General features: G+C 72.9%; 16 protein-coding genes. 8 read left to right on the forward strand and 8 right to left on the reverse strand.

All coding sequences use genetic code 11. The features are described 5' to 3' along the window. The first annotated feature begins 50 nt into the window (after positions 1-50). Positions 51-653: a TetR/AcrR family transcriptional regulator gene (locus NFU81_RS40025; protein WP_422665402.1), complete on the forward strand. Its 603-nt coding sequence runs from the start codon at positions 51-53 to the stop codon at positions 651-653. Positions 654-734: 81 nt separating this feature from the next. Here NFU81_RS40025 and ppc read toward each other — a convergent pair whose 3' ends face one another. Then, entirely contained in the window at positions 735-3,491 is a 2,757-nt protein-coding gene (gene ppc, locus NFU81_RS40030) for a phosphoenolpyruvate carboxylase (protein ID WP_251502151.1), read from the reverse strand. 232 nt (positions 3,492-3,723) lie between these two features. On the opposite strand from ppc, the gene NFU81_RS40035 reads away from it, so the two are divergent. Then, entirely contained in the window at positions 3,724-5,067 is a 1,344-nt protein-coding gene (locus tag NFU81_RS40035; RefSeq protein WP_251502154.1) for a sensor histidine kinase, read from the forward strand. A 147-nt stretch (positions 5,068-5,214) separates the two neighbouring features. Here the strand turns inward: NFU81_RS40035 and NFU81_RS40040 are convergent, their stop codons facing one another. From NFU81_RS40040 to NFU81_RS40060, 5 genes are all read right to left on the reverse strand, one after another. Further along, on the reverse strand, positions 5,215-6,114 hold the full coding sequence (locus tag NFU81_RS40040; RefSeq protein ID WP_251502156.1) for a coiled-coil domain-containing protein: 900 nt from the start codon (positions 6,112-6,114) through the stop codon (positions 5,215-5,217). Positions 6,115-6,333: 219 nt separating this feature from the next. Continuing rightward, positions 6,334-8,964, reverse strand: a complete 2,631-nt coding sequence (locus tag NFU81_RS40045; protein ID WP_251502159.1) for an SUKH-4 family immunity protein — start codon at positions 8,962-8,964, stop codon at positions 6,334-6,336. Between the two features lie 7 nt (positions 8,965-8,971). Next, positions 8,972-9,985, reverse strand: a complete 1,014-nt coding sequence (locus NFU81_RS40050) for an SMI1/KNR4 family protein (protein WP_251502163.1) — start codon at positions 9,983-9,985, stop codon at positions 8,972-8,974. Positions 9,986-10,116: 131 nt separating this feature from the next. Continuing rightward, positions 10,117-10,845 carry a hypothetical protein gene (locus tag NFU81_RS40055; RefSeq protein WP_251502165.1) on the reverse strand — a complete coding sequence of 243 codons (729 nt, stop codon included), beginning with the start codon at positions 10,843-10,845 and terminating at the stop codon, positions 10,117-10,119. Positions 10,846-10,991: 146 nt separating this feature from the next. Then, on the reverse strand, positions 10,992-11,723 hold the full coding sequence (locus NFU81_RS40060) for a sensor domain-containing protein (RefSeq protein WP_251502167.1): 732 nt from the start codon (positions 11,721-11,723) through the stop codon (positions 10,992-10,994). A gap of 482 nt (positions 11,724-12,205) precedes the next feature. Here NFU81_RS40060 and NFU81_RS40065 point away from each other — a divergent pair, with 482 nt between their 5' ends. The 6 genes from NFU81_RS40065 (at position 12,206) to NFU81_RS40090 (ending at position 21,635) form a co-directional block, all read left to right on the forward strand. Further along, on the forward strand, positions 12,206-12,721 hold the full coding sequence (locus tag NFU81_RS40065) for a YwqJ-related putative deaminase (protein WP_251502169.1): 516 nt from the start codon (positions 12,206-12,208) through the stop codon (positions 12,719-12,721). Then, positions 12,718-13,221, forward strand: a complete 504-nt coding sequence (locus tag NFU81_RS40070; protein WP_251502171.1) for an SUKH-3 domain-containing protein — start codon at positions 12,718-12,720, stop codon at positions 13,219-13,221. Before NFU81_RS40065 ends, NFU81_RS40070 begins: the two co-directional genes overlap by 4 nt. Before the next feature lie 269 nt (positions 13,222-13,490). Then, positions 13,491-14,279: an ABC transporter ATP-binding protein gene (locus tag NFU81_RS40075; protein ID WP_251502173.1), complete on the forward strand. Its 789-nt coding sequence runs from the start codon at positions 13,491-13,493 to the stop codon at positions 14,277-14,279. Beyond that, a complete protein-coding gene (locus NFU81_RS40080) occupies positions 14,276-16,846 on the forward strand; it encodes an ABC transporter permease (protein ID WP_251502175.1) in 2,571 nt (856 codons plus the stop codon). Before NFU81_RS40075 ends, NFU81_RS40080 begins: the two co-directional genes overlap by 4 nt. Before the next feature lie 228 nt (positions 16,847-17,074). After that, positions 17,075-20,614, forward strand: a complete 3,540-nt coding sequence (gene mfd, locus NFU81_RS40085; protein ID WP_251502177.1) for a transcription-repair coupling factor — start codon at positions 17,075-17,077, stop codon at positions 20,612-20,614. 88 nt (positions 20,615-20,702) lie between these two features. Further along, entirely contained in the window at positions 20,703-21,635 is a 933-nt protein-coding gene (locus NFU81_RS40090) for a TolB family protein (RefSeq protein ID WP_251502179.1), read from the forward strand. A gap of 8 nt (positions 21,636-21,643) precedes the next feature. Here the strand turns inward: NFU81_RS40090 and NFU81_RS40095 are convergent, their stop codons facing one another. Both NFU81_RS40095 and NFU81_RS40100 read right to left on the reverse strand, forming a co-directional pair. Then, positions 21,644-23,248, reverse strand: coding sequence for a DUF2079 domain-containing protein (locus NFU81_RS40095; RefSeq protein WP_251502181.1), 1,605 nt, complete (start codon positions 23,246-23,248; stop codon positions 21,644-21,646). Positions 23,249-23,377: 129 nt separating this feature from the next. Continuing rightward, positions 23,378-24,067, reverse strand: a complete 690-nt coding sequence (locus NFU81_RS40100) for an Rv1352/Rv1906c domain-containing protein (protein ID WP_251502183.1) — start codon at positions 24,065-24,067, stop codon at positions 23,378-23,380. Positions 24,068-24,209 lie beyond the last annotated feature (142 nt).

Raw genomic sequence — 24,209 nt, forward strand, 5'->3', positions numbered from 1 at the left:
GCTCCGCAACCTCCCCGGGATCCGCCGCGCGCCGCACGCGCCGGGTCCGTATGACCGGCAAGGAGCGCCGCGAGCAGCTGCTCGACATCGGTCGGACGCTGTTCGCGGAACGCGGCTTCGAGGGGACGTCCGTCGAGGAGATCGCCCACAAGGCCGGCGTCTCCAAGCCCGTGGTCTACGAGCACTTCGGCGGCAAGGAGGGCCTCTACGCCGTCGTCGTCGACCGGGAGATGCGCCGGCTGCTCGACATGGTCACCGGCGCCCTCACCGGCGGCCACCCGCGCGAGCTGCTCGAACAGGCCGCCTTCGCGCTGGTCGACTACATCGAGCGGTACACCGACGGCTTCCGCATCCTGGTGCGCGACTCGCCGGTCACCCAGACCACCGGCACCTTCGCCTCGCTGATCAGCGACATCGCCACCCAGGTCGAGGACATCCTCGGCCATGAGTTCAAGCAGCGCGGCTTCGACCCCAAGCTCGCCCCGATGTACGCCCAGGCGCTGGTCGGCATGGTCGCGCTGACCGGCCAGTGGTGGCTGGACGCCCAGCGCCCCGACAAGGCCGAGGTCGTCGCCCACCTGGTGAACCTCTCCTGGAACGGCCTGTCAGGCCTGGAGCCCAGGCCCCGGCTGATCGGCCACCGCAAGAACTGACCGCGTACGAGTAGAGCCGCCCCCGAGCCCTGACGGGTTCGGGGGCGGCTCTGTCTCCTGTCGGGGGGAGCCGCGTCCGGATCAGCCGGTGTTGCGCAGGCCCGCCGCCACGCCGTTGACCGTCAGCAGCAGGGCGCGGGACAGCAGCGGGTCGGGCTCGTCGCCGCGGGCGGCCGCCTCGCGCTGCCGGGCCAGCAGCGTCACCTGGAGGTAGGAGATCGGGTCCAGGTACTGGTCGCGGATGTGGAAGGTCTGCGCCAGCACCGGGCTCGCGGCGAGCAGTTCCGACTCGCCGGTCAGCCGCAGCACCTCGCGCACGGTCAGCTCGTGCTCGGCCTCGATCGCGTCGAAGACGTGCTTCAGCTCGTCCGGCACCAGGGAGTCGACGTAGTGGCGGGCGATCCGCAGGTCGGTCTTGGCCAGCGTCATCTCGACGTTGGACAGGAAGTTGCGGAAGAAGTGCCACTGGCCGTGCGCCTCTTCGAGCACCGAGTCCAGACCGGCCTCGCGGGCCGCCTTCAGGCCCGTACCGACGCCGAACCAGCCGGGGACGATCTGCCGGGACTGCGTCCAGCCGAAGACCCACGGGATGGCCCGCAGCCCGTCGAGCCCCGCACCGGAGTCGGGGCGGCGGGACGGGCGGGAGCCCAGGTGCAGCTCGCCGAGCTGGTCGACCGGCGTGGAGGCGAAGAAGTACGGCGGCAGGTCGGGGTCCTCGACCAGCCTGCGGTACGCGCCGTGGGCGGCCTCGGACACGATGTCCATGGCCGCGTCCCAGCGCGCCAGCGCCTCGTCCGACTGCCGGGGCGCGGTGTGCAGGGCCGACGCCTGCAGCGTGGCGGCGACCGTCAGCTCCAGGTTCTCCCGCGCCAGCGAGGGGATCAGGTACTTGTCGGAGATGACCTCGCCCTGCTCGGTCACCTTGATCTCGCCCTCCAGGGTGCCCCAGGGCTGGGCCAGGATCGCGGTGTGCGAGGGGCCGCCGCCGCGGCCGACGGTGCCGCCACGGCCGTGGAAGAGCCGCAGCCGCACCCCGTGCCGGTGCGCCACGTCGCGCAGCCGGCGCTGGGCGCGGTGGATCTCCCACTGCGAGGTGGTGATGCCGCCGAACTTCGAGGAGTCGGAGTAGCCGAGCATCACCTCCTGCACGTCGCCGCGCAGCGACACCAGCCGCCGGTAGGACGGGTCGGACAGCATCTCGTCCAGCAGCTTGTCGGCGATCTTCAGCTCGTCGGTGGTCTCCAGCAGCGGCACGATGCCGATCCTGGCGACCCCGGTGTGCAGGTCGATCAGGCCGGCCTCGCGGGCCAGCACCGCGGCGGCGAAGACGTCGTCGGAGCCCAGGCACATCGAGATGATGTACGACTCCACGACCTCGGGGCCGAAGCGCTCGAAGGCCTCCCTGATGGTGTGGAAGACGCCGAGCGTCTTGGCGCCCGCCTCGTCCAGCGGCGCCGGGGTCGGCGCCAGCGGGCGGCGCGAGCGCAGCTCCTTGGCGAGCAGCTTGCGGCGGTAGTCGCGCGGCATGTCGGCGTACCGCCAGGACTCCTCGCCGAGCCGGTCGAAGAGCTGGCCGAGCGCGTGGTGGTGGGCCTCGGCGTGCTCGCGCACGTCCATCGTCGCCAGCTGCAGGCCGAACGCCGACAGGGTGCGGATCGTCCGGTCCATCCGGCCGTCGGCGATCAGGCCGCCGCGGTGGGCGCGCAGCGAGTCCTGGATCTGCTGGAGGTCCTGGAGCAGCCCCGCGGTGCCCAGGTAGTCGCGTCCCGGCACGTGCGGGGTGCCGGCGGCCAGCCGCTCCCGGGTGTTGATCAGCTTCTGCCGGATGCAGGTGGCCTTGAGCCGGTAGGGCTCCTCGGCGTTGAGCCGCTTGTAGCGCGGGCTGATCTCGGGCAGCGCCACCAGGTCGGTGGCCAGCGAGTCCAGCAGCTCGCTGCTCGCGCCGGAGTTGCGGATCGAGTTGGACAGCGCGCCGCGCAGGAAGTCGACCAGTTCCAGCGCGTCGGTGATGCCGTGCTCGTGCTGCAGGATCAGCACGTCCCAGGTGACCTCGGGCGTCACGTTCGGGTTGCCGTCCCGGTCGCCGCCGATCCAGGTGCCGAAGGTCAGCGGGCGGGTCTGCGCCGGCAGCGGCACACCGACCCGCTCCAGCTCGGCGGCCAGGTCCTCCAGGACGTCGCCGACCGCGCCCGCGTGCAGCTCGTCGAGGTAGTAGATCGCGTTGCGCGCCTCGTCCGCGGGCTCGGGCCGCACCACCCGCAGCTCGTCGGTCTGCCACAGCAGGTCGATGTTCTCGGCCAGCCGCAGGTCGGCGCGGCGCCGGTCGCCGGTGCTGCCCTCGCCGTTGCCGTGGCCGTCCTCCATCAGCTCGGCGATCCGCCGCAGCTTGTTCAGCACCGAGCGGCGGGCCGCCTCGGTGGGGTGCGCGGTGAAGACCGGCCGCACGTTGAGGTTGCGGACGGACTCGCGTACGTGCTCGGGGTCGCCGTCCTTGAGCAGGTCGGCGGTCTGGGCGAGCAGCCCGCCCTCGACGGCCCGGCGGGAGCGCAGCTCGCGGCCGCGGTGCACCTGCTCGGTGACGTTCGCCAGGTGGAAGTAGGTGGAGAAGGCACGGACCAGCTTCGCGGCGGTCTCCAGGTCGGTGTCGCCCAGCAGTGCGGCGGCTGCCTCGCCGTCGCTGCGGGTCAGTGCACGGACCTTCTCGACCAGGTCGAGCAGTTCCTGGCCCTCCTGCCGCACCAGGGTGCCGCCGAGCAGCTCTCCCAGGCGTCGGATGTCGGCACGCAGGGCGGTACTGCTGGCGGTACTGCTGTCCGGGGCGGTGTCGGCGCTGCTCACAGGTGCGGCTCCTTGTGCAGGGGAAGTGGACGGCGTACTCGCGGACCGCGCTGTCCGGCCGTTCAAGGATAGGTCGCGGCCCGTCCGGCGAGACGGCCAGCCCACCAGGCGGACAGCTCGTGCCGCCCCGGGCAGCGCCGACGCGTACGGCGGAAGACCTGCCGGTGACGCCCCGGTGCCCGGCCGGTATGCGCCCGGTGCACCGGTACCTGCACCGCCTACGCTGGACGCCATGAGTACGACGGGGGCGCACGTACCGGACGACGGCGCCGGAGGAGGTGCGGCGGTCGCCATCGCGTTGGCCCGGCCGCGCCGCCCCGGCTGGTGGTGGTGGCAGCGGCGGCGCAGTTTCGTGCTGGACGTCACGCTGGCCGCGGTCTCCGCGATCGAGTGCTCCTTCGAGGGCGCGACCTTCGCCGACCGCACCGGCATCCTCACCGGCGCGGGGGCGCTGCTCGGCGTGCTCGTCGGCGCGGTCCTGGTGCTGCGGCGGCGCTGGCCGGTCGCGGTGGTGCTGGTCAGCATCGCCATGACGCCGGCCCAGATGGGCTTCATGCTCTCCCTGGTCGGCCTCTACACCCTGGCCGCCTCCGAGGTGCCGCGGCGGATCACCGCCGCACTGGCCGGGATGAACGGCTTCGGCACGATGCTCGTCGCCTTCCTCCAGTTCCAGGACAACCTGCGCGACCCCGACAGCAGCACCTCGCTGCGGATGCCGCTGGCGCTGAGCGTCGCGGCCCTGATGGCCCTGGGCCTGACCGGGCCGCCGGTGCTGCTCGGCCTCTACGTACGCGCCAGGCGCCGCCTCGTGGAGAGCCTGCGGGAGCGGGCGGACGGCCTGGAGCGCGAGCTGGAACTGCTCGCGGAGAAGGCCGCCGAGCGCGCCGAACGGGCCAGGGCCGAGGAGCGCACCCGGATCGCCCGCGACATGCACGACGTCGTCGCGCACCGGGTGAGCCTGATGGTCGTGCACGCCGCCGCGCTCAAGGCGGTCGCGCTCAAGGACCCGCAGAAGGCGTCGGCCAGCGCGGAACTGCTCGGCGACATGGGGCGGCAGGCGCTCACCGAACTGCGCCAGATGCTGGGGGTGCTGCGGACGGCCGCGGTGCCCGTACCGGCACCGGCCGCAGCCACCGCCGCAGCCGCTGCCGCCGTCGTCCGCCTCGACACCGAGGCGGAAGGGCCGAGCCTTGCGCTGCTCGCCGCACTGGTCGAGGAGTCGCAGGCCGCGGGAATGTGCGTCGAACTGGCCGTCGAGGGGGCGGAGCGCCCGTGCGGCGCCCGGATCGAGGCCACCGTCTACCGCGTCGTGCAGGAGGCCCTCACCAACGTCCACAAGCACGCGGCGGGCGCCAAGGCGGTCGTACTCCTGGCCTACCGCGAGGCCGAGGTCGCCGTCCTCGTCACCAACGGCCCCTCCGACGGCTCCCCCCAGACCCCGCTGCCCAGCGGCGGCCACGGCCTGATGGGCATGCGGGAGCGCGTCATGTCCCACGGCGGCGGTTTCGCCGCGGGGCCGACGGCCGACGGCGGCTTCCGCGTCTCGGCGATGGTGCCCTTGCGCGGCGGTGCCTGAACGCGCGCACCGCGCGGAACCGCACGACCTGCCACGGCCGGCCCGAGATCCCGGGACACGGCAGCGACCGGCAGGGCGGGGCGTCGCGAGGGCGGGGCGTCGCGAGGGCGAGGGGTTGCGAGGACGGGGCGTTGCGAGGGCGAGGGGTTACGAGGGCGAGCCCTCGCGCCCGGTCAGCGAGGCCAGCGTGGCCCGCACATGCGCGAGATGCGCGCGGATCTCGTCGCGGTGCTCCTCGTGCGCGCGCAGCGACCGCTCGCTGTCCCGGCGCACCCGCTCCTCGTGCAGCCGCGCCTGCGAGAGCATCGCGGCGGCCCGCTCCTCGGCCTCCTCCTGCTGCGTGCGCAGCGCCTCCTCGGCGGCGGCCCGCTCCCTGTGCGCCGCGTCGAGCCGCCGTTCGGCGTCGGCGAGGAGGCCGGCGAGCCGGCTGTCGATCCCGGCGTCGCGCTCCGCGAGTTCGTGCTTCAGGGCGTCCAAACGCCCCTGCCGCTCCTGCTCGGCCTCCGCGACGCCGCGGTCGACGTCCTGCCGCATCGCGTCCAGCGTCTGGCCGGCCTCGCCCCGTACGACGTCGGCCTCGGCGCGGGCCTGGCCGAGGATCTCGGCGGCGCGGCTGCATGCCTCGTCGAGCATCCGCTCGGCCTGGTCCTCGGCCGCGGCCAGCCGGGCCGAGGCGGCGGCGCGCGCCTCGTCCTGGAGGGTGCGGCGGGCGGTCTCCGCGGCGTCCCTGGCGTACTGCGCCTCGACCTCGGCGCGTTCGCGCACCGCCGCGGCCTCCTCCTCGACCAGCCGCATCAGCTCCTGGGCGCCGGGGCCGAGGGTCTCGAAGTTCTCCGGGGGCAGGGCGCCGACCTGCTCGCGCAGGGCGGCGCACTCGGCGTCCATCTCGTTGGCGAGGACGGTGAGTCTGGCGGCCCGCTCCCATGCGGCGTCGCGGTCCTCCGACAGCTCTTCGAGGAAGCGGTCGACCTGGTCGGGGCGGTAGCCGTGGCCGCGCCCGCGCGCCTGCTCGAAGCCTGTTGACGATGCGGTCGTGTTGCTGCTCATCCGTCTGCCCCTTTTACCGCTGGCGTACCGCTGACTCCTCGCCGTTCCCTCGTATCTATTTATGGCTTATGACCGAATTGTACGAGCTACGACACTCCGGCTGTTCTCCTACCCGGAAAACGCCGCAGGGCCGGGCGGAAGGGTGCACACCCTTCCGCCCGGCCCTGCGCCATGTACCGCGGCGAACCTGTCAGGCCGCCGCCGCCTCCGGCGAGGCGGCTACAGCAGTCCGTCCCACATCTGCTCGATCAGCACCGACCACCAGTTGTCGGGCGACGCGATCGCCGCCGGGTCCTGCGCGGCCAGCTGCGCCTGGAAGTCCACCGTCCAGTGCCCCGCCTGCTCGGGCGTGAGCCCGATCCGCAGCCGCCACATCCGGCCGAGCAGCGCCAGGCTGCGGGCGAACTCGGGCAGGCTGGAGTTGACGAACTGCGGCGCCGCGGGCGGCGAACCGGCCGGCCCCGCCTCCAGCGGCAGCGCCACGATGTGCGCGGTGCCGTACTGCACGCACAGCTGGCGGCCGAAGTCGTTGCCCATCACCAGGTACGAGCCCGCGTCCGCGGCCGGCTGCACACCGCGGGAGGCGGCCAGCTCCGCCAGCGTCGGCACCGGCTGGCCGGGCTGGGCCTGCGCCCAGAAGAACGGCCCGAAGTCCACCGGCAGCCCGGCCCACATCAGGGTCTGCGCCACGATGTCCGGCACCCCCTGCCGCGAGACCGCCCGCTGGTCGAAGCGGAAGACCCCGGGCGGCCCGAAGGCACCCGCGAGCTCCTGCCCGATCACGTCGAGCCCGACCGGCGGCACCCGCAGCACGGTGTGCGGGTCGGGCATCGGCACCCGCTGCGGCTGCGGGCGGGCGGGGGCGCCCGCCACCTGGTGCAGCTCGCCCTGGTGCGTCAGCAGGTGCTGCACGCCCTGCCGGCGGCTCGCGTGGTCCCGACCGTAAGGCGCGGTGTGGCTGATCCGCACCTGCGGCCAGGTCTCCCTGATCATCCGGGTGCAGTAACCGCCCGGCAGGTCGCAGGACTCCAGCTCCGTGTGCAGTTCGAGCACCTGCTCGGGGCGCACCCCGGCCGACCGCAGCTCGTGCAGGATCTGCCACTCCGGATGCGGGGTGCCGGGGGCGGAGCGCCGGATGATCTGCTGCTCGCTGCCGTCCTGGCCGCGGTAGCGCAGCACCGCCATGTAGCCAGGCCCCACCGTCGGCACACCGGCCGGCGGCTGCGGGTAGCCGTACGCGGGCGCGGGCGGCGGAGCCGCGGGACCCGCCCCGCCCGCATAGGGCGGCGGCGGGGGCGTACCGCCGCCGGGCACGCCGGCGAACGGCCCGGGCGCCGGAGGCGGCGGCGAACCGCCCAGCGCGGGTCCGGTGACCGAGGGCCCCGCGAGCATGGTGGCCGCGTAGTGCGGGTCGTTGCTCGCCGGGGGAGGGGGTGCGGCCTGGCCGCTGCCCGCGTGGGGCGGCGGGGGCGGGGTGCCCTGGGCGCCGGCAAAGGGTGCCGGCGGGGGCGTACCGCCGCCTTGTGCGCCCGCGAAGGGTGCGGGGGGCGGTGTGCCGGGTCCGGCGAGCATGGTGGCCGCGTAGTGCGGGTCGTTGCTCGCCGGGGGAGGGGGTGCGGCCTGGCCGCTGCCGGCGTAGGGCGGCGGGGGCGGGGTGCCCTGCGCGCCGGCGTACGGCGGCGGGGTGCCCTGGGCGGCGGCAAAGGGTGCCGGCGGGGGCGTACCGCCGCCTTGTGCACCGGCGAAGGGTGCGGGGGGCGGTGTGCCGGGTCCGGCGAGCATGGTGGCCGCGTAGTGCGGGTCGTTGCTCGCCGGGGGAGGCGGCGGGGGCGTACCGCCCTGCGGGGACGGGGGAGCCGGCGGCACATTGCCGCGTACCGCCTTCGCCGTCTCCATGGCCGCGATGTCCGCGGCGCCGCTCGGTACATTGCCGGCGCCACTGCTTGCCGGAGCGCCCGCGGACGGCGGCGGCAGGGGGACGCCGGGGCCGCTCGGCGGGGGATAGGCGGAGCCGCCCACCGTGTGCGGCACCCCGCCCTGGGCCGGAGGCGGCGTGGGGCCGGCCGGCTGCTCGGGCTGCCCGCCGCCGCCGGGCAGCAGCTTGGTCCGCGCCTCGGAGGAGACGGGCCGCGCCGGGTCCTGCGGGAGGTCGGCGCCGCTGATCGGCGGCGCGAAGACGGTGGCGGGCACCGGCACCGACTGGCCCTCGCCGGTGTCGCTGACCGTCTTGCCCGCCCAACTGCCGCCGTCCTGCGGGCCGCTCTGCTCGGGCACGGCGGAGCGGCGCACGTAGTCCACGCCGCCGGAAGCCGCGGACGCGGCCGCGGGCCGCTCGGACTCCTGCGGCGTGCTCTCCGCGACGGCGGGCCTGCGGTAGTCGATACGGCCCGCGGACTCACCGGACCCGGACGCACTGTCCGCGCTGCCGGAGCCGGAGCCGGAGCTGGAGCCGCTCCCGCTGTCCGGCCTGCGGTCCGGGATGCCCATGCGGTCCGCCGCGTCCTGGAGCCACTGCGGCGGGCTCAGCAGGAAGGACGTCGCCTCCAGGTCGATGCGCTGCGGCGGCTCGGGCGCCGCGTCGTTCGGCACCGCGCCGTACTCCTCCTCGTAGCGGCGTATCAACTCGCCGATGGGCAGGGCCGGCCACAAGGTGGCCTCCCCGCTGTCACGGGCGATGACCACCCGTACGTCGCCGCCGTCGTCCGCCGAGGGGCCGCCCTCGCGCGGCTCCGACCAGATGACGAAGCCGAGGTCGAACTCGCGGACCTGGATCTCGCGGTGCTCGTAGGGCAGCACGTCGCCGTTGATCCAGTGCTCCGCGCGTTCCTGCGCCTGAGCGAATGTCACCATGTCCGGCTCACCCCTCCACCGCGACGGCGGTGGCGAAACCGCCGTCGACCATCAGGTTCGCGACCGTCTCCAGCTCCGGCGGATTGCCGGCCAGCCGCAGCAGGAAGGCGTCGATCGAGTCGCCGCACGGCAGCAGCAGTTCCGCGACCCGGTCGGCCGGGGTGTCCCAGCGGTCGCCGTCGCGCGCGTCGTCGTAGGCGCAGAACCACACGGAGCCCGCGTTCCCGCCCTTCACCTTCACCGTGAGCAGCCCGCCCTGGATGTACCCGATCGCCAGGTAGTCCTTGGTGAGGTGGTCCCGCAGGCACTTGTTGACGTAGACCAGGTCGTTGGCCGCCGCGGTGTCCCGGACGGTGAAGAACGGCTGGTCGATCAGGAGCCCCAGCTCGGGGTCGAGCGCCACCCCGCGGGGGGCGCAGCCGCCGGCCGCCTTCAGGAAGGCCCGGTAGGACCCCGGCAGCCGGTAGCCGAGCTCCTCCTCGACGTCCCGCACCTGCGCCTCGCTGACCGCCACCGGATCCTTCGGCAGCGCGAAGTGCACCGGCCGGGTCTCCTGCAGCGGGCGGGTGCCGCGCTTGGCGTGGTCGGCGACGGACTCCGCGAGCCCGCTGTGGTGCCGCAGCAGCGCCTTGACCTCGGCCGGGACCAGTTCGAGCCGGCGGCTGCCAGCCACGTGGTGCCAGGTCCAGCCGTGCGGGGTGGCCACCGGGGGCAGGCTGCCCCACAGCTCGTGGCCCGCGGCGTGCAGTGCGGCGTTCGCCGAGACGTAGTCGGTCAGCCGCAGCTCGTCGATGCCGAAGCCCTCGGGAGGCTCGGCTATGTCGGCCGCGGCGCGGGCGTACGGCGAGAAGTCGGGGTGCCCCGCGTCGTCGATCCAGACGCCCTGCGGGTAGCGGCCGGCCCGTAGCGGGTCGGGGAAGTGCACGACCTGCCCGGCATAGGCCGCGTTCGGCGGCGCGGTCCGACCCCCCGCTCCGGGGCCGGGAGGCGCCGCCCCCAGCCCTTGCCGACCTGTCGTCATGACTGCTGCCCCCTGGTGCGTACGGGTGATGACGACAGCCTAGGGCCTGTTGTCCTGGCCTGTCGCAGGTGCGCTGACCGGCGCGTGCGCCGGTCAGCGCACGGGCACTTGCACCGGCGTGCCCGGCCGCGTCACCCGTCCTTGGCGGCGGTGCGCAGTTTGGCGACCTGCTTCACCGGGATCGTGCTGCGCAGGGACGCCGGCTGGTGGTCGGCGCGCACCGTCTCGAAGGCCGCCGTCGTGTCGCCGGCCCTGACCACGGTGACCAGCACCTGGCCCGCGGCGCCCTTGGCGGTGTCGCCGATCGTGTAGGAGACCTGCTGGTCGCCGAGCCCCGCCGCGGCGGTCGCGGGCTTCACCACGAAGTGGCTGGTCACGCCGCCGCGCACCACCGCGTAGCCGTGGCACGCGGCGACCGCCGCGGCCAGCTCGTCCAGGACCGCCTTCGCGTCGCCCGCCCTGTACGAGGCGATGACGGTCAGCGAGATCGTCTTGGCGCCCTTGTCCTTGTCCGTGGTGTCGGTGACCATCGCGCCGGTGTAGACCTGCCGCGGGTGCTTGGGCTGGCTGCTCCACTGGTCGACCACCGGCTGGCAGGCCGCCACGTCGGCCTTCTGCGCGGCGCCGAGCAGCTGCTCCTTGCTGCCGGCCGGCAGCACCTGAACGTGCGGCACGTCCGAGGAGGTCAGCAGCGCCGACGTCAGCTTGGCGATGGGCACCGCGCCGGACGCCTTGACCTGCCCCGGGGTGTCCTTGCCGCCGCCGCCGCAGGCGGTCGCGAGCGCGAGGGCGGGCAGCAGCGCGGCGGCGGCCACGGCCCGCCTACCGGTCAGTAGGCGATGGTCTGCGCGTATCGGCATCGATGCGATCCCCTGTGTCGTTTCCGTCCCCGGCGTCCCACGGGCGACGGCGATCCCCCGGGCGGCGGCCCGTTGCCGCGCGACTTTACGGCAACGGGGCCGCCCCCTCCGCTGTGGGTCTGCTCACAGCAGGGTGCCCGCGCGGGCTACTTCCTGGCCGCCAGCGCGGTCTTGAGCTTCTCGCTCTGCTTGCGCGCCACGTCGATGGGCAGCGGTCCCGCGCCGCCGCTGGACTTCACCGACACGTACGCCGTCACCGTGTCGCCGGTCTGCACGACGGCCACCAGCGCGGCGCCGGTCTTCTTGTCCGCCGAGTCGTTCATCACGTACGACACCGACTCGTCGCCGGTCGGCACCGCGGGTCCCTTGCTGACGGTGAAGGGCGTCTTCGTCCCCGAGCTGTCGGTGGCGGTGAAGCCCGTGCAGCCGGCGAGCGCGGTCTTCACCGACTCGATCACCTTCTTCGCGTCGCCCGGCGCATGGCTGGCCACCAGCATCTGGTTGATCACGTCGGGAGTCGCGCCGCTGGTCTTCGTGGTCTTGGCGAAGGCCGCGCCGACGAACGCCATCCGGTGGATCTTCGGACTGCTGCTGGTGACGTCGGCGAGCGGCTGGCAGACCGCCTTGTCCGCGGTGAGCGTGGAGGTGTCGGAGGAGTCGGCGGTCTGCGACGGCTGGACGGTCCAGCCGGGCAGGTCGGAGTCCGTGACCAGTGCCCTGCTGAGCTGGTCGGTGGTCAGCGGCGCCTTGCCGCTGAGGATGTTCGCCGTGCCGTCCGGGACCTTGGGGGAGTCCTTGGAGTCGGCGGACGAGCAGGCGGCGGCGAGCAGCAGCGCGGGCAGCGCTGCCGCGGCCAGACGGAGCCGGGTCTTGTGCATCGAGGTCACATTCCCTGGTTCGGCGGTGTGGGGGGACCCGCAGGCGCGGGCCGACTGCCGATACTCCCTGCTCGCGGTGGCTCGCGTCCATGCCGGACCGGACGCTGTGTCCCTGCTGTGCGGCGCACATGACGGAGCGTTCGGTCGGCGGGTTCGGCGGGCTCGGCGGCTCGGCGGCTCGGCGGCGGGTTCGGGCGGCGGGCTCGGCCATATGTGCGGCCGCCCGGCGGCCGCGCATGTGTCACGCCGCCGCTATGTACGCCGCCGGTGGCTTTCATGCCGTCCGGATGTGACGTTCATGTGTTCGGTGTGTACGCACTGTGCCTGCCGTGTCGGCTTTCGGTCACCCGATGGTGACATGGCCCACACACAATGGGCGCGCAGACGTGTTCCGCTTCCCCATCTCGCGGCGCGTTTGGCACTCTGATCAACGTACGGGGGATCGCCCGCCCGGCGGGCGGACGGAGGGACGCACGTAAAACATGACAACTCACTTTCCGCCGGCAGGGGCCGCCGACCCCAGGCTGACCTGGAGCGCGCCCCGGCACCGGGAGGGACCGCCGTCGCTGCGGCACCGCAGGGACGGCATCCTGCCCGCGGTCGCCGCCGCGCTGTCCATCCGCGACGAGGTGCTCAGCTGCACCGGCGCCAAGGGCGACCAGCCGCCCGTACTGCACCCGATCGTGCAGGAGTTCCTGGACGCGCTGCCCGCTGCGCAGCGTGAGCGCTTCACCGGCCGGTGCGCGGAGCCGGTGCTCATTTCACGGCATCTGGCCGCGGTCGAGGCGCAGCGCAGCAAGCGGGCCTCGCGCCGCCCGCTGACCCAGGGCGAGGCGCGCAAGGCGCTGCGCGGGGCGAAGCTGACGGCCCGCCGGATACGCGAGGACGGCGACCCCGCGCACGGCGCATACGCCGCGCCCTGCCGCTCCTGCGCCCCGCTGCTGGCCCACTTCGGGGTACGGGCGGTCGACCCGTCGGCAGAAGCAGAAGGGGAATGAACGCCCCGATGACAGCCAGTGTGCGATTCCCCGTCGGCGTCGACGCCGCGCTGCGGGCCGGCGGCTGGGAGCCCGGCCGCTGGGACATCAAGCAGGCCGAGGACTGGGCCGACCTGCTGCGCGACCACGTGTCGCCCGGCGGCCACCGGCACGCCGTCTTCCCGGCCGCCGTCGAGGCGTGGGCCGAGTTCGGCGGGCTCGCCTACCCGCCCGCCTCAGGACCCGGCCGGCAGGTCGCGCCCAGCGCGGTCACCGTGGACCCGCTCGTGGGCCTGCACATGGCGCGTACGTTCTCCGACCTCGGCCGGGCGCTGGAGACCGAGGTCAGCCCGCTCGGCGAGGAGCCCGGCTCCGGCGCCCTGCTGGCCATCGACGCCGAGGGCCGGGTCTACGCCATCGACCACGCGGGGGACTGGTACGCCGGCCCCGACATCGACCTCGCCCTGGCCACGCTGATCGGCGGCGGCCGCACCGTACGCCTCACCCTCGCAGCCCACTGACCTGCGCCCGAGCGGCTCGCCGAGGCGTGGCCCTTACCCCGGTACGAGCCGGGTCCTGCCGTCCCCTAGGGGGAGGCACCTACTTTGGGGCACCCCAGGTTCGTACCGGCGGATGACGTTCGCGCCTTAGGCGTTCCTTACGGTCATAGGGCGGGGTGGGGATACCCCCACCAGCAAGACGGAGACCTTCCCCATCGTGCGGCACGGCGGGCTCCAGCAGGCTGATGTACACACAGCAGCCCGATCCACACGACGACACAGGAGACACAGTGACAACGGCAGTGACGATTCCCAAGGCCGGGGGCAACGGAGGACGTTCAGCTGTTGCCGCTGCGGGGCGCTCGGTGACGAAGTCGTACGGCGCGGGCGAGACCCGCGTCGTCGCGCTGGACGCGGTGGACGTGGACATCATGCGCGGCCGCTTCACCGCGATCATGGGTCCCTCGGGCTCCGGCAAGTCCACCCTCATGCACTGCCTCGCCGGACTCGACACGGTCACCGAGGGCCGCATCTGGGTCGGCGAGAGCGAGATCACCGGCATGAAGGACAAGAAGCTCACCCAGCTGCGCCGGGACAAGATCGGCTTCATCTTCCAGTCCTTCAACCTGCTCCCGACCCTCAACGCGGCGGAGAACATCACGCTGCCGATGGACATCGCGGGCCGCAAGGTCGACCGCGAGTGGTTCGACCGGGTCGTGGAGACCGTCGGCCTGGCCGGCCGGCTCAAGCACCGCCCGACCCAGCTGTCCGGCGGCCAGCAGCAGCGCGTCGCCGTGGCCCGCGCCCTGGCCGCCCGCCCCGAGATCATCTTCGGCGACGAGCCGACCGGAAACCTCGACTCGCGGGCCGGCGCCGAGGTCCTGGGCTTCCTGCGCCGCTCGGTCGACGAACTCGGCCAGACCATCGTCATGGTCACCCACGACCCGGTCGCCGCCTCCTACGCCGACCGCGTCCTCTACCTGGCCGACGGCCGGATCGTGGACGAGATGGCCAACCCGACGGCCGAGTCCGTCCTGGAGCGCATGAAGTCCTTCGACGGTCGCGGGAGGACCTCATGACCGTCCTCAAGACCTCGGTGCGCAACTTCTTCGCGCACAAGGGCAGAATGGCCCTCTCGGCGATCGCCGTCCTGCTCTCGGTGGCCTTCGTCTGCGGCACCCTGGTGTTCACCGACACCATGACCGCCACCTTCGACAAGCTCTTCGGCTCCACCGCCTCCGACGTCACCATCAGCGCCAAGAAGGTCGACGACCGGCAGGCCACCGGGATGCCGGACGCCGTCCCCGCCTCGCTCCAGCAGAAGCTGGTGCACGTGGCCGGCGTCGCCACGTCCGACCCCGACGTGACCAGCCAGGACGTCACCGTCGCGGACGCCGAGAACGACAAGATCAGCCCGTCGTCCGGCGCCCCGACCATCGTCAGCAACTGGGACCCCACCGAGACCAAGGCCGTGGAGATCTCCTCCGGCCACATCCCGCAGGGCGCGGACCAGGCGGTACTGGACGCCGACACCGCCAAGAAGCACCACCTGGGGATCGGCGACACGCTGCGGGTCATCGCGGCCCCCGGCGACTTCAAGGTCACCATCTCCGGCATCGCCACCTTCAAGACCACCAACCCGGGCGCGGCGGTCGTCTACATCGACACCGCCACCGCGCAGGCCAAGCTGCTCGGCAGCACCTCGGAGTACACCGGCTTCGGCCTGACCGCCGCCGCCGGCACCACCGACGACCAGCTCAAGCAGAACGTCAAGGCGGCCATCGGCAGCGGCTACACCATCGACACCGCGGCCGAGACCAAGAAGAAGGACCAGGACGACCTCGGCGGCTTCCTGAACTTCATGAAGTACGCGATGCTCGGCTTCGCCGGTATCGCCGTCCTGGTCGGCATCTTCCTGATCGTCAACACCTTCTCCATGCTGGTCGCCCAGCGCACCCGGGAGATCGGGCTGATGCGGGCGCTCGGCTCCAGCCGCCGGCAGGTCAACAGGTCGGTGCTGATCGAGGCGGTGCTGCTCGGCGTCACCGGCTCGGTGCTCGGCATCGGCGGCGGCATCGGCCTGGCCATCGGGCTGATGAACCTGATGGGCAAGGTCGGGATGAAGCTCGACACCTCCGAGCTGACCATCAAGGCCACCACGCCGGTCATCGGCCTGGCCATCGGCGTCATCGTCACCGTGGTCTCCGCCTACATCCCGGCCCGCCGGGCGGGCAAGATCTCCCCGATGGCCGCGCTGCGGGACGCCGGCACCCCGGCCGACGGCAGGGCGGGACGCATCCGCGCCGCGATCGGCATCCTGGTCTGCGCGGCCGGCGCGCTGGCCCTGGTCGGTGCGGGACAGGCCGACAAGGCCTCCTCCGGCGGCGGTCTGCTGGGCCTGGGCGTGCTGCTCACCCTGGTCGGCTTCGTCATCGTCGGCCCGCTGCTGGCCGGTGTGATCGTACGGGCGGTGAGCGCGGTCGTCCTGCGCTTCTTCGGCCCGATGGGACGCCTCGCCGAGCGCAACGCGCTGCGGAACCCGCGGCGTACCGGCGCCACCGCCTCCGCGCTGATGATCGGCCTGGCCCTGGTGGCCGGCATGTCGGTGGTCGGCTCGTCCATGGTGGCCTCCGCCAACGACCAGCTCGACAAGTCGGTCGGCGCGGACTTCATCGTCCAGGTCGGCAACAACGGCAACCAGACGCTCACCCCGGCCGCGGAGAAGGCGCTCACCTCGACGAAGGACATCGAGCACTTCACCCACTACACGGTCGTCAACGCCAAGCTCACGCTGCCGTCCGGCAGCACCGTCAAGACGGACCTGAGTGCGGCCGACCCGACCTACCCGCAGGACCTGCAGCTCAAGACCGTCCAGGGCAAGCTCGCCGACGCCTACGGCAAGGACGCGATGTCGCTGCCCGAGGGCTTCGCCAAGGACCACCACCTCAAGCTCGGCGACGAGCTGACCGTGCTGATGACCGGCGGCCGGCCCGCGCACCTGAAGGTCGCCGCGATCACCAGCGACGACACCACCATCGAGCACGGGTCGATGTTCACCAACATCGCCACCGCCCGCAGCTACCTGCCCGCGGACAAGATGCCCGGCGACTTCATGATGTTCGCCAAGGCGGTGGACGGCAAGGAGAAGGAGGCCTACGCCTCGCTCAAGGCCTCCGTGAAGTCCTACCCGCAGATCGACGTCCGCGACCAGGCCGACTACAAGGACCTCATCCAGAGCCAGGTCAACCAGCTGCTCTACATGATCTACGCGCTGCTCGGCCTCGCGATCATCGTCGCCATCCTCGGCGTGGTGAACACCCTGGCGCTGTCGGTGGTGGAGCGCACCCGGGAGATCGGCCTTATGCGGGCCATCGGCACCTCGCGGCGCCAGCTGCGCCGGATGATCCGCCTGGAGTCGGTCGTCATCGCGCTCTTCGGCGCCCTGGTGGGCCTGGGCCTCGGCCTCGGCTGGGGCGCCACCGGGCAGCGGGTGCTCGCCTCCCAGGGCCTGGGCATCCTGCAGATCCCCTGGGCGACGATCGTGATCGTCTTCATCGGCTCCGCGGTGGTGGGCCTGCTCGCCGCCCTCCTCCCGGCCTTCCGGGCGGGCCGCATGAACGTCCTCAACGCCATCGCCACGGACTAGCGCCCGTACGCGACCCGCGCACCCCCGTGCCCGCCAGGGCGCGGGGGTGCCGTGCGTTCCGGGGGCGCCCCGCAGCGCCCGGGGGGAGGCGTACCGGGAGTGAACCCCGGCCGGAGGCCGTACGCTGGAGTGACCCCCGGCCCGTGACACGTGTCGGGCGGTTCGCGTTGCCCGTGGAAGCAGGGCGTGGCGGCGCCCCCCTGACCCACCCCCCGGGACGGAACCTGTATGAGTCTCAACGGTCTGGTCGACGCCGTCGTCGCCGACAGCGCGCTGGCTGAGGCGGTCCAGGCCGCGGTCTCCGGATCGCGGCCGCACGTGGACCTGGTCGGCCCGCCCGCCGCCCGCCCGCTCGCCGTCGCGGCACTCGCCGCCAAGGCGCACCGCACCGTCCTCGCCGTCACCGCCACGGGGCGGGAGACCGAGGACCTGGCCGCGGCACTGCGCTCGATGCTGCCGCCCGACGCCGTCGTGGAGTACCCGGCGTGGGAGACGCTGCCGCACGAGCGGCTCTCCCCGCGCAGCGACACCGTCGGCCGCCGGCTCGCGGTGCTGCGCCGCCTCGCGCACCCGCGGGCCGACGACCCGTCGGCCGGTCCCGTACAGGTCGTGGTCGCCCCGATCCGCTCGGTGCTGCAGCCGCAGGTCAAGGGCCTCGGCGACCTGGAGCCCGTGGCGCTGAGCAGCGGGAGCAGCGCCGATTTGGGCGCAATCGTCGACGGCCTGGCGGCCGCCGCGTACGCCCGGGTGGAGCTGGTCGAGAAGCGCGGCGAGTTCGCGGTGCGCGGCGGCATCCTCGACGTCTTCCCGCCGACCGAGGAGCACCCGCTGCGGGTGGAGTTCTGGGGCGACGAGGTCGAGGAGATCCGCTACTTCAAGGTCGCCGACCAGCGCTCGCTCGAGGTCGCCGAGCACGGCCTGTGGGCGCCGCCGTGCCGCGAGCTGCTGCTCACCGACGACGTCAGGGCGCGGGCCGCCGAGCTGGCCGGCCGGCACCCCGAGCTGCGCGAGCTGCTGGACAAGATCGCCGAGGGCATCGCGGTCGAGGGCATGGAGTCGCTGGCCCCGGTGCTGGTCGACTCCATGGAGCTGCTGCTCGACGTGCTGCCCGCCGGTGCGATGACCGTGGTGTGCGACCCGGAGCGGGTACGGACCAGGGCCGCGGACCTGGTGGCGACCTCGCGGGAGTTCCTGGAGGCGTCCTGGGCGGCGTCGGCCGGCGGCGGCGAGGCGCCGATCGACCTGGGCGCCGCGTCGCTGTGGCCGATCGCCGAGGTCCGCGAGCGGGCGCGCGAGCTGGGCGTGCCGTGGTGGTCGGTGAGCCCCTTCGCCGCCGGCGAGGCGGACGAGCTGGACGGCGACACCCTCGCGCTGGGCATGCGCGCCCCCGAGCTGTACCGCGGCGACACCGCACGGGCGCTGGCCGACACCAAGGGCTGGATCGCCGACGGCTGGCGGACGGTCTACGTCACCGAGGGCCACGGCCCGGCCGCCCGGGTCGCCGAGGTGCTGGCGGGCGAGGGCATCGCCGCCCGGCTCGACGTGGAGCTGACCGGCCTGGCCACCTCCGTGGTGCACGTCGCCACCGGCTCGATCGAGCACGGCTTCATCGACCCGGGGCTGCGGCTCGCCGTGCTGACCGAGACCGACCTGTCGGGGCAGCGGTCCTCCACCAAGGACATGGGGCGCATGCCGTCCCGGCGCCGCAAGACCATCGACCCGCTCACCCTGGCCGGCGGCGACTACATCGTGCACGAGCAGCACGGCGTCGGCCGCTACGTGGAGATGGTGCAGCGCACCGTCCAGGGCGCCACCCGCGAGTACCTGGTCGTCGAGTACGCCCCCGCCAAGCGCGGCCAGCCCGGCGACCGGCTCTTCGTACCCACCGACCAGCTGGAGCAGATCACCAAGTACGTCGGCGGCGAGGCCCCCACCCTGCACCGGCTGGGCGGCGCGGACTGGACGAAGACCAAGGCGCGGGCGAAGAAGGCGGTCAAGGAGATCGCGGCCGACCTGATCAGGCTGTACTCCGCCCGGATGGCCGCCCCCGGCCACACCTTCGCGCCCGACACCCCCTGGCAGCGCGAGCTGGAGGACGCCTTCCCCTACGTGGAGACCCCCGACCAGCTCACCACCATCGCCGAGGTCAAGGAGGACATGGAGAAGTCCGTCCCGATGGACCGGCTGATCTGCGGCGACGTCGGCTACGGCAAGACCGAGATCGCGGTGCGGGCGGCCTTCAAGGCGGTGCAGGACGGCAAGCAGGTCGCCGTGCTCGTCCCGACGACGCTGCTGGTGCAGCAGCACTTCGGCACCTTCTCCGAGCGGTACGCGCAGTTCCCGGTCAACGTGCGGGCGCTGTCCCGCTTCCAGAGCGACTCCGAGGCCAAGGCGGTGCTGGAGGGCCTGCTCGACGGGTCGGTGGACATCGTCATCGGCACCCACCGGCTGTTCTCCTCCGAGACCCGCTTCAAGGACCTCGGCCTGGTGATCGTGGACGAGGAGCAGCGCTTCGGCGTCGAGCACAAGGAGCAGCTCAAGAAGCTGCGGGCCAACGTCGACGTCCTGACCATGTCCGCCACCCCCATCCCGCGCACCCTGGAGATGGCGGTCACCGGCATCCGAGAGATGTCCACCATCACCACCCCGCCCGAGGAGCGGCACCCCGTGCTGACCTTCGTCGGGCCGTACGAGGAGAAGCAGATCGGCGCCGCCATCCGGCGTGAACTGCTGCGCGAGGGCCAGGTCTTCTACATCCACAACCGGGTCGAGTCCATCGACCGGGCGGCGGCCCGGCTGCGGGAGATCGTGCCGGAGGCGCGTATCGCCACCGCCCACGGGCAGATGGGGGAGGCGGCCCTGGAGTCGGTCGTGGTCGACTTCTGGGAGAAGCGCTTCGACGTGCTGGTCTCCACCACGATCGTCGAGTCCGGGATCGACATCGCCAACGCCAACACCCTGATCGTGGAGCGCGGCGACACCTTCGGCCTGTCCCAGCTGCACCAGCTGCGGGGCCGGGTCGGCCGCTCCCGCGAGCGCGGCTACGCCTACTTCCTCTACCCGCCGGAGAAGCCGCTCACCGAGACCGCGCACGAACGGCTCGCCACCATCGCCCAGCACACCGAGATGGGCGCGGGCATGTACGTCGCCATGAAGGACCTGGAGATCCGCGGCGCGGGCAACCTCCTCGGCGGCGAGCAGTCCGGCCACATCGCGGGCGTCGGCTTCGACCTCTACGTGCGGATGGTGGGCGAGGCCGTCGCCGACTACCGGTCGGCCCTGGAGTCGGGCGGCGAGCCGGAGGAGACGCTGCTCGAGGTCAAGATCGAACTGCCGGTCGACGCCCACGTCCCGCACGACTACGCCCCCGGCGAGCGCCTGCGGCTGCAGGCCTACCGCGCCATCGCCGCCGCCAACTCCGCCGAGGACGTCACCGCCGTCCGGGAGGAGCTCGTCGACCGCTACGGCCCGCTGCCGGAACCGGTGGAGAACCTGCTGCTGGTCGCCGGCCTGCGCATGCTGGCCCGCAAGGTGGGTGTCACCGACATCACCCTGCAGGGCAGCAACATCCGCTTCGGCCCGGTCGAACTGCGCGAGTCGCAGGAGCTGCGGCTGACCCGGCTGCACCCGCGCGCCGTCCTCAAGCCCGCCACCCACCAGGTCCTGGTGCCCCGGCCGTCCACCGCCCGCATCGGCGGCAAACCGGTCGTGGGCCGGGAACTGCTCCAGTGGACCGCGGACTTTCTGACCACCGTCCTCGACACGTAACCCCCGCACCTCCACCCTCCTGTCCTCAGTCCCCTCCCGATCGCCCCCGGCCGGCGACCGCCGCCCCGCCCGCGGTTACAGTGCGGGCGTGACGATCACCGGTGCGGGGACGAACGTAAGGCCGCTGGCCCCCGGGCAGCGCGCCCGGCTGCTGGTCGGCGACATCGAGGGCGGCCTTCCGCGGCTCGTCCACGAGACCGCGGACAGCGCCCTGGAGGCGCCCAACTGGTCCCCCGACGGCCGCTGGCTGGTCTTCAACCAGGACGGCCTGCTGCTGCGCATCCCCGCCGACGCCGCACCCGGTGACGGAGTGCTGCCCGAGGTCATCGACACCGGCGGCATCACCGACGCCAACAACGACCACGTGCTGTCGCCGGACGGCGCCACCGTCTACCTGTCCGCGGGCGACGGGCACATCCACGCGGTCCCCTTCACCGGCGGTCCGGCCCGCCGGGTCACCAACGACCGCGGCCCCGGCCCCTTCCGGCACTTCCTGCACGGCGTCTCACCGGACGGGCTGACCCTGTCCTACGTCGGTGTGGAGCCGTACGGCGGCGACGAATGGGGCTACCGCAACATCTTCACCGTCCCCGCGGCAGGCGGCCCCGACACCCGGCTGACCGACACCCCGGCGCCTGCCGACGGCCCGGAGTTCACCCCCGACGGCGACTGGATCCTCTTCAACTCCGAGCACGGCGCCACCGTCCCGGGTCACGCCCAGCTCTTCCGTATGCGCCCCGACGGCTCCGACCTGACCCGGCTGACCTCGGACGAACGCGTCAACTGGTTCCCCCATCCCTCCCCCGACGGGCGGCACGTCCTCTACATCAGCTTCCCGCCCGGCACCGAGGGCCATCCCGCCGACCGCGACGTCGTGCTGCGCCTGCTGGACCCCGCCGGCGGCGCCCCGCGCGACCTGCTCGCCTTCTTCGGCGGCCAGGGCAGCCTCAACGTCAACAGCTGGTCCCCCGACAGCCGCCACTTCGCCTACGTCGACTACCCGGTCGAGCCGGGGTCATAGGGCCTGTCCTAGTTGCGGCGCAGGATCACGTAGCCGTCCTGGTTGGCTATCTGCGTGTACGTTGCTCCCGGGTGCAGCTGGGTGCCGTACGTCAGCGGGTCCGGCACCCACCCGCTGGAGTTGTCCAGCGCGATGTACTGCGGCACCACGCCGTTGGTGCCGCCGACCCAGTAGACGGTGGTGCGGTGCACCAGCCGGCTGATCGGCCCGACATTGGCCTCCACGGTGGCGCCGTCGGGTATCAGGTCGAGCACCTTCTCGACCGCCTTGGTGCGCGCGTCGACCTTGTAGGTGTCGGTATGGCCGAGTGACGCCAGGGGCAGCGACAAGGTCAGCGCCATCGCCGCGCCGACCGCCGCGGCCGGTACTCCGGACGCGTACGAGCGCAGCCACGGCCGCGGGCTCTGCCTGGACCGGGCCGCCGCGTCCACCATGGCCAGGAAGACCACCGGCATCAGCACCGCGCTGTAGTGCCAGGCCGTGCCCCAGTTCTCCGGGTAGTGCGACAGGAAGCGCCAGCCGATGGTCGGCATCGCCGCGACGATCAGCGGCGACCGCAGCGCCAGCAGCCCGCTGGTCGGCAGCAGTATCCACAGCAGGGTGCGCACCGCGGTGCCGAACGGGATGTGCCCGGTCATCGTGCCGTCGCCGTTGATGTGGTTGAACGCGTCGTAGCCGGGGCCGTGGAAGGCGGGGATCAGCACGTAGAGGGCCAGCGCGGACGCCGCCACTCCGAAGCCGATCAGCCCGATCGCCCACGGTCCGTACCGCTCCGCGTCGCTCAGCGGCCCTTCCACCTGGTCACCCCCTTCCGCTGTGCCGGCCTGCCCGGCCCCGTCCGGCCCGGCCGCGTCGCCCGCGGCCGCGCCGTCCTGCTGCTCCTCGTCCGGCGCCGTCGCCTGCGCCGGGACGGACGCCCCCTGCGCCCCGCTCTCCCGGGTGCGCCACCAGACGATGGCGCCGATCGTCGCCGCCGTGACGCCCAGGTCCTCCTTGACCAGCACCAGCGGCAGCGCCCACCACATCGCCGCGGCCCAGCGCTTGCGGACCACCGCCTCCAGCGAGAAGGCCAGCAGCGGCATGGCGAAGGCGATCTCGTGGAAGTCGAAGTCGACCGCCCGCTGCAGGCCCCACGACAGCCCGTAGGCCGCGCCGACCGCCAGCCCGCGCCCCCGTCCCAGCAGCAACCCGGCGCCCCGGGTGACCGGTACCACCGACAGCGCGAACAGCAGCGCCTGCGCCACCAGCAGCGTCGCGGGTGTCGGGAAGACCCGGTAGAAGGGTGCTATCAGCGCGGTGACCGGGCTGAAGTGGTCGCCGAGCGCGTTGAAGCCGGGACCCTTCAACTGGGTTGTCGGCGCGTGCAGGTGCGCGTAGCCCTTCACGGCCTGCTCGAAGATGCCCAGGTCCCACGACATCGTCAGCATCCGCCGGTAGCGGACCATCGACAGCAGGACGTAGGCGACGAAGAAGGCCACCGCCAGCAGATAGGGGTCCAGTCGTGCCGCCGCGAACCGCTCCCGCACCCCCGCGAGGCCGGAGGGGCCCGGCGAGGCGGTGCCTGGCGCGGCCTCGCCGCTCTTGTGCGGTATGACGGCCTCGGCCCTGTCCATCGTCGTCCTCCCGAGGAAGCGGGGTCGGGGTCTGCGGGAAAAGATACGGGACGACGCTGTCCGCGCGGGACCCATGGGACGGACGAGCCTGCTCGCATGCTCGCCCGCCCGGCCCTTTCCGCCGCCCGCTCAGCCGGTCTTGGTCCACGTGCCGCAGTCGCCCGTCTTGAAGTAGGCGTCCTTGGCGGTGATGGTGACCACGGCCTGGCCGGTGACGTTGTCGTTCGCCAGGATCGAGTCCAGGTCGTGCAGCGCGTCCTTGGTGCGCTCCCAGTAGCAGGCCTCCCCGCCCTTGGCCTTGTACGTGCCGGCGGCTATGTCCGTGCCCACCTTGTACATGCCGTCGCCCATCGACGTCTTCGGTGCGGCGGGCTTGTCCGCCCCGGCCGGATACCAGTCCTTGCAGTCCGTCGAGGTGAAGATCTTGTCCGTCGGCTTGATCGTCACGTAGCTGCTGCCGGCGACCGTGTCGTTGGCCAGGATCGAGTCGGTGTCGTCCTTGGCGTCCTTGGCCCGCTCCCAGTAGCACATGCCGTCGTCGTTCCCGCTGGTCTTGTAGGTGCCGGGCTGGACGTCGGTGCCGACCTGGAAGGTGCCGTCCCCCTTGAAGGCCGCCTTGACCGCCGGCTTGTCCTCCTTCTTCTTTGCGGGCGCGGAGGCGGGCGCGGATGCGGACGGTGCGGTGCTGCCGGCGGCCGTGCCGGAGGAGCCGGACGAGGAGGCGGAGTCGTCCGCGGGACCGCAGGCCGCCGTGCCGATCGCGAGGACGGCGGCGACGGTGCCGGCGGCGGCGAGCCGGACGAGAGACATCGTGGACATGGGAATTCCCCCCAGTGGTCGGCGGGCCTCGATGGCCCTGTGAACCGTTGTCACCATGACAGCATCCAACTGTGAACCGAGTCAACAGCAAAACTCGAACGAGTGATGTTCACGTCGTGAAGGGGTCCGCGCACCGGGTCTG

Origin of the sequence: Actinacidiphila cocklensis, assembly GCF_907177275.1 — a bacterium.
In the GTDB taxonomy this organism is placed as follows: Bacteria; Actinomycetota; Actinomycetes; order Streptomycetales; family Streptomycetaceae; genus Actinacidiphila; species Actinacidiphila cocklensis.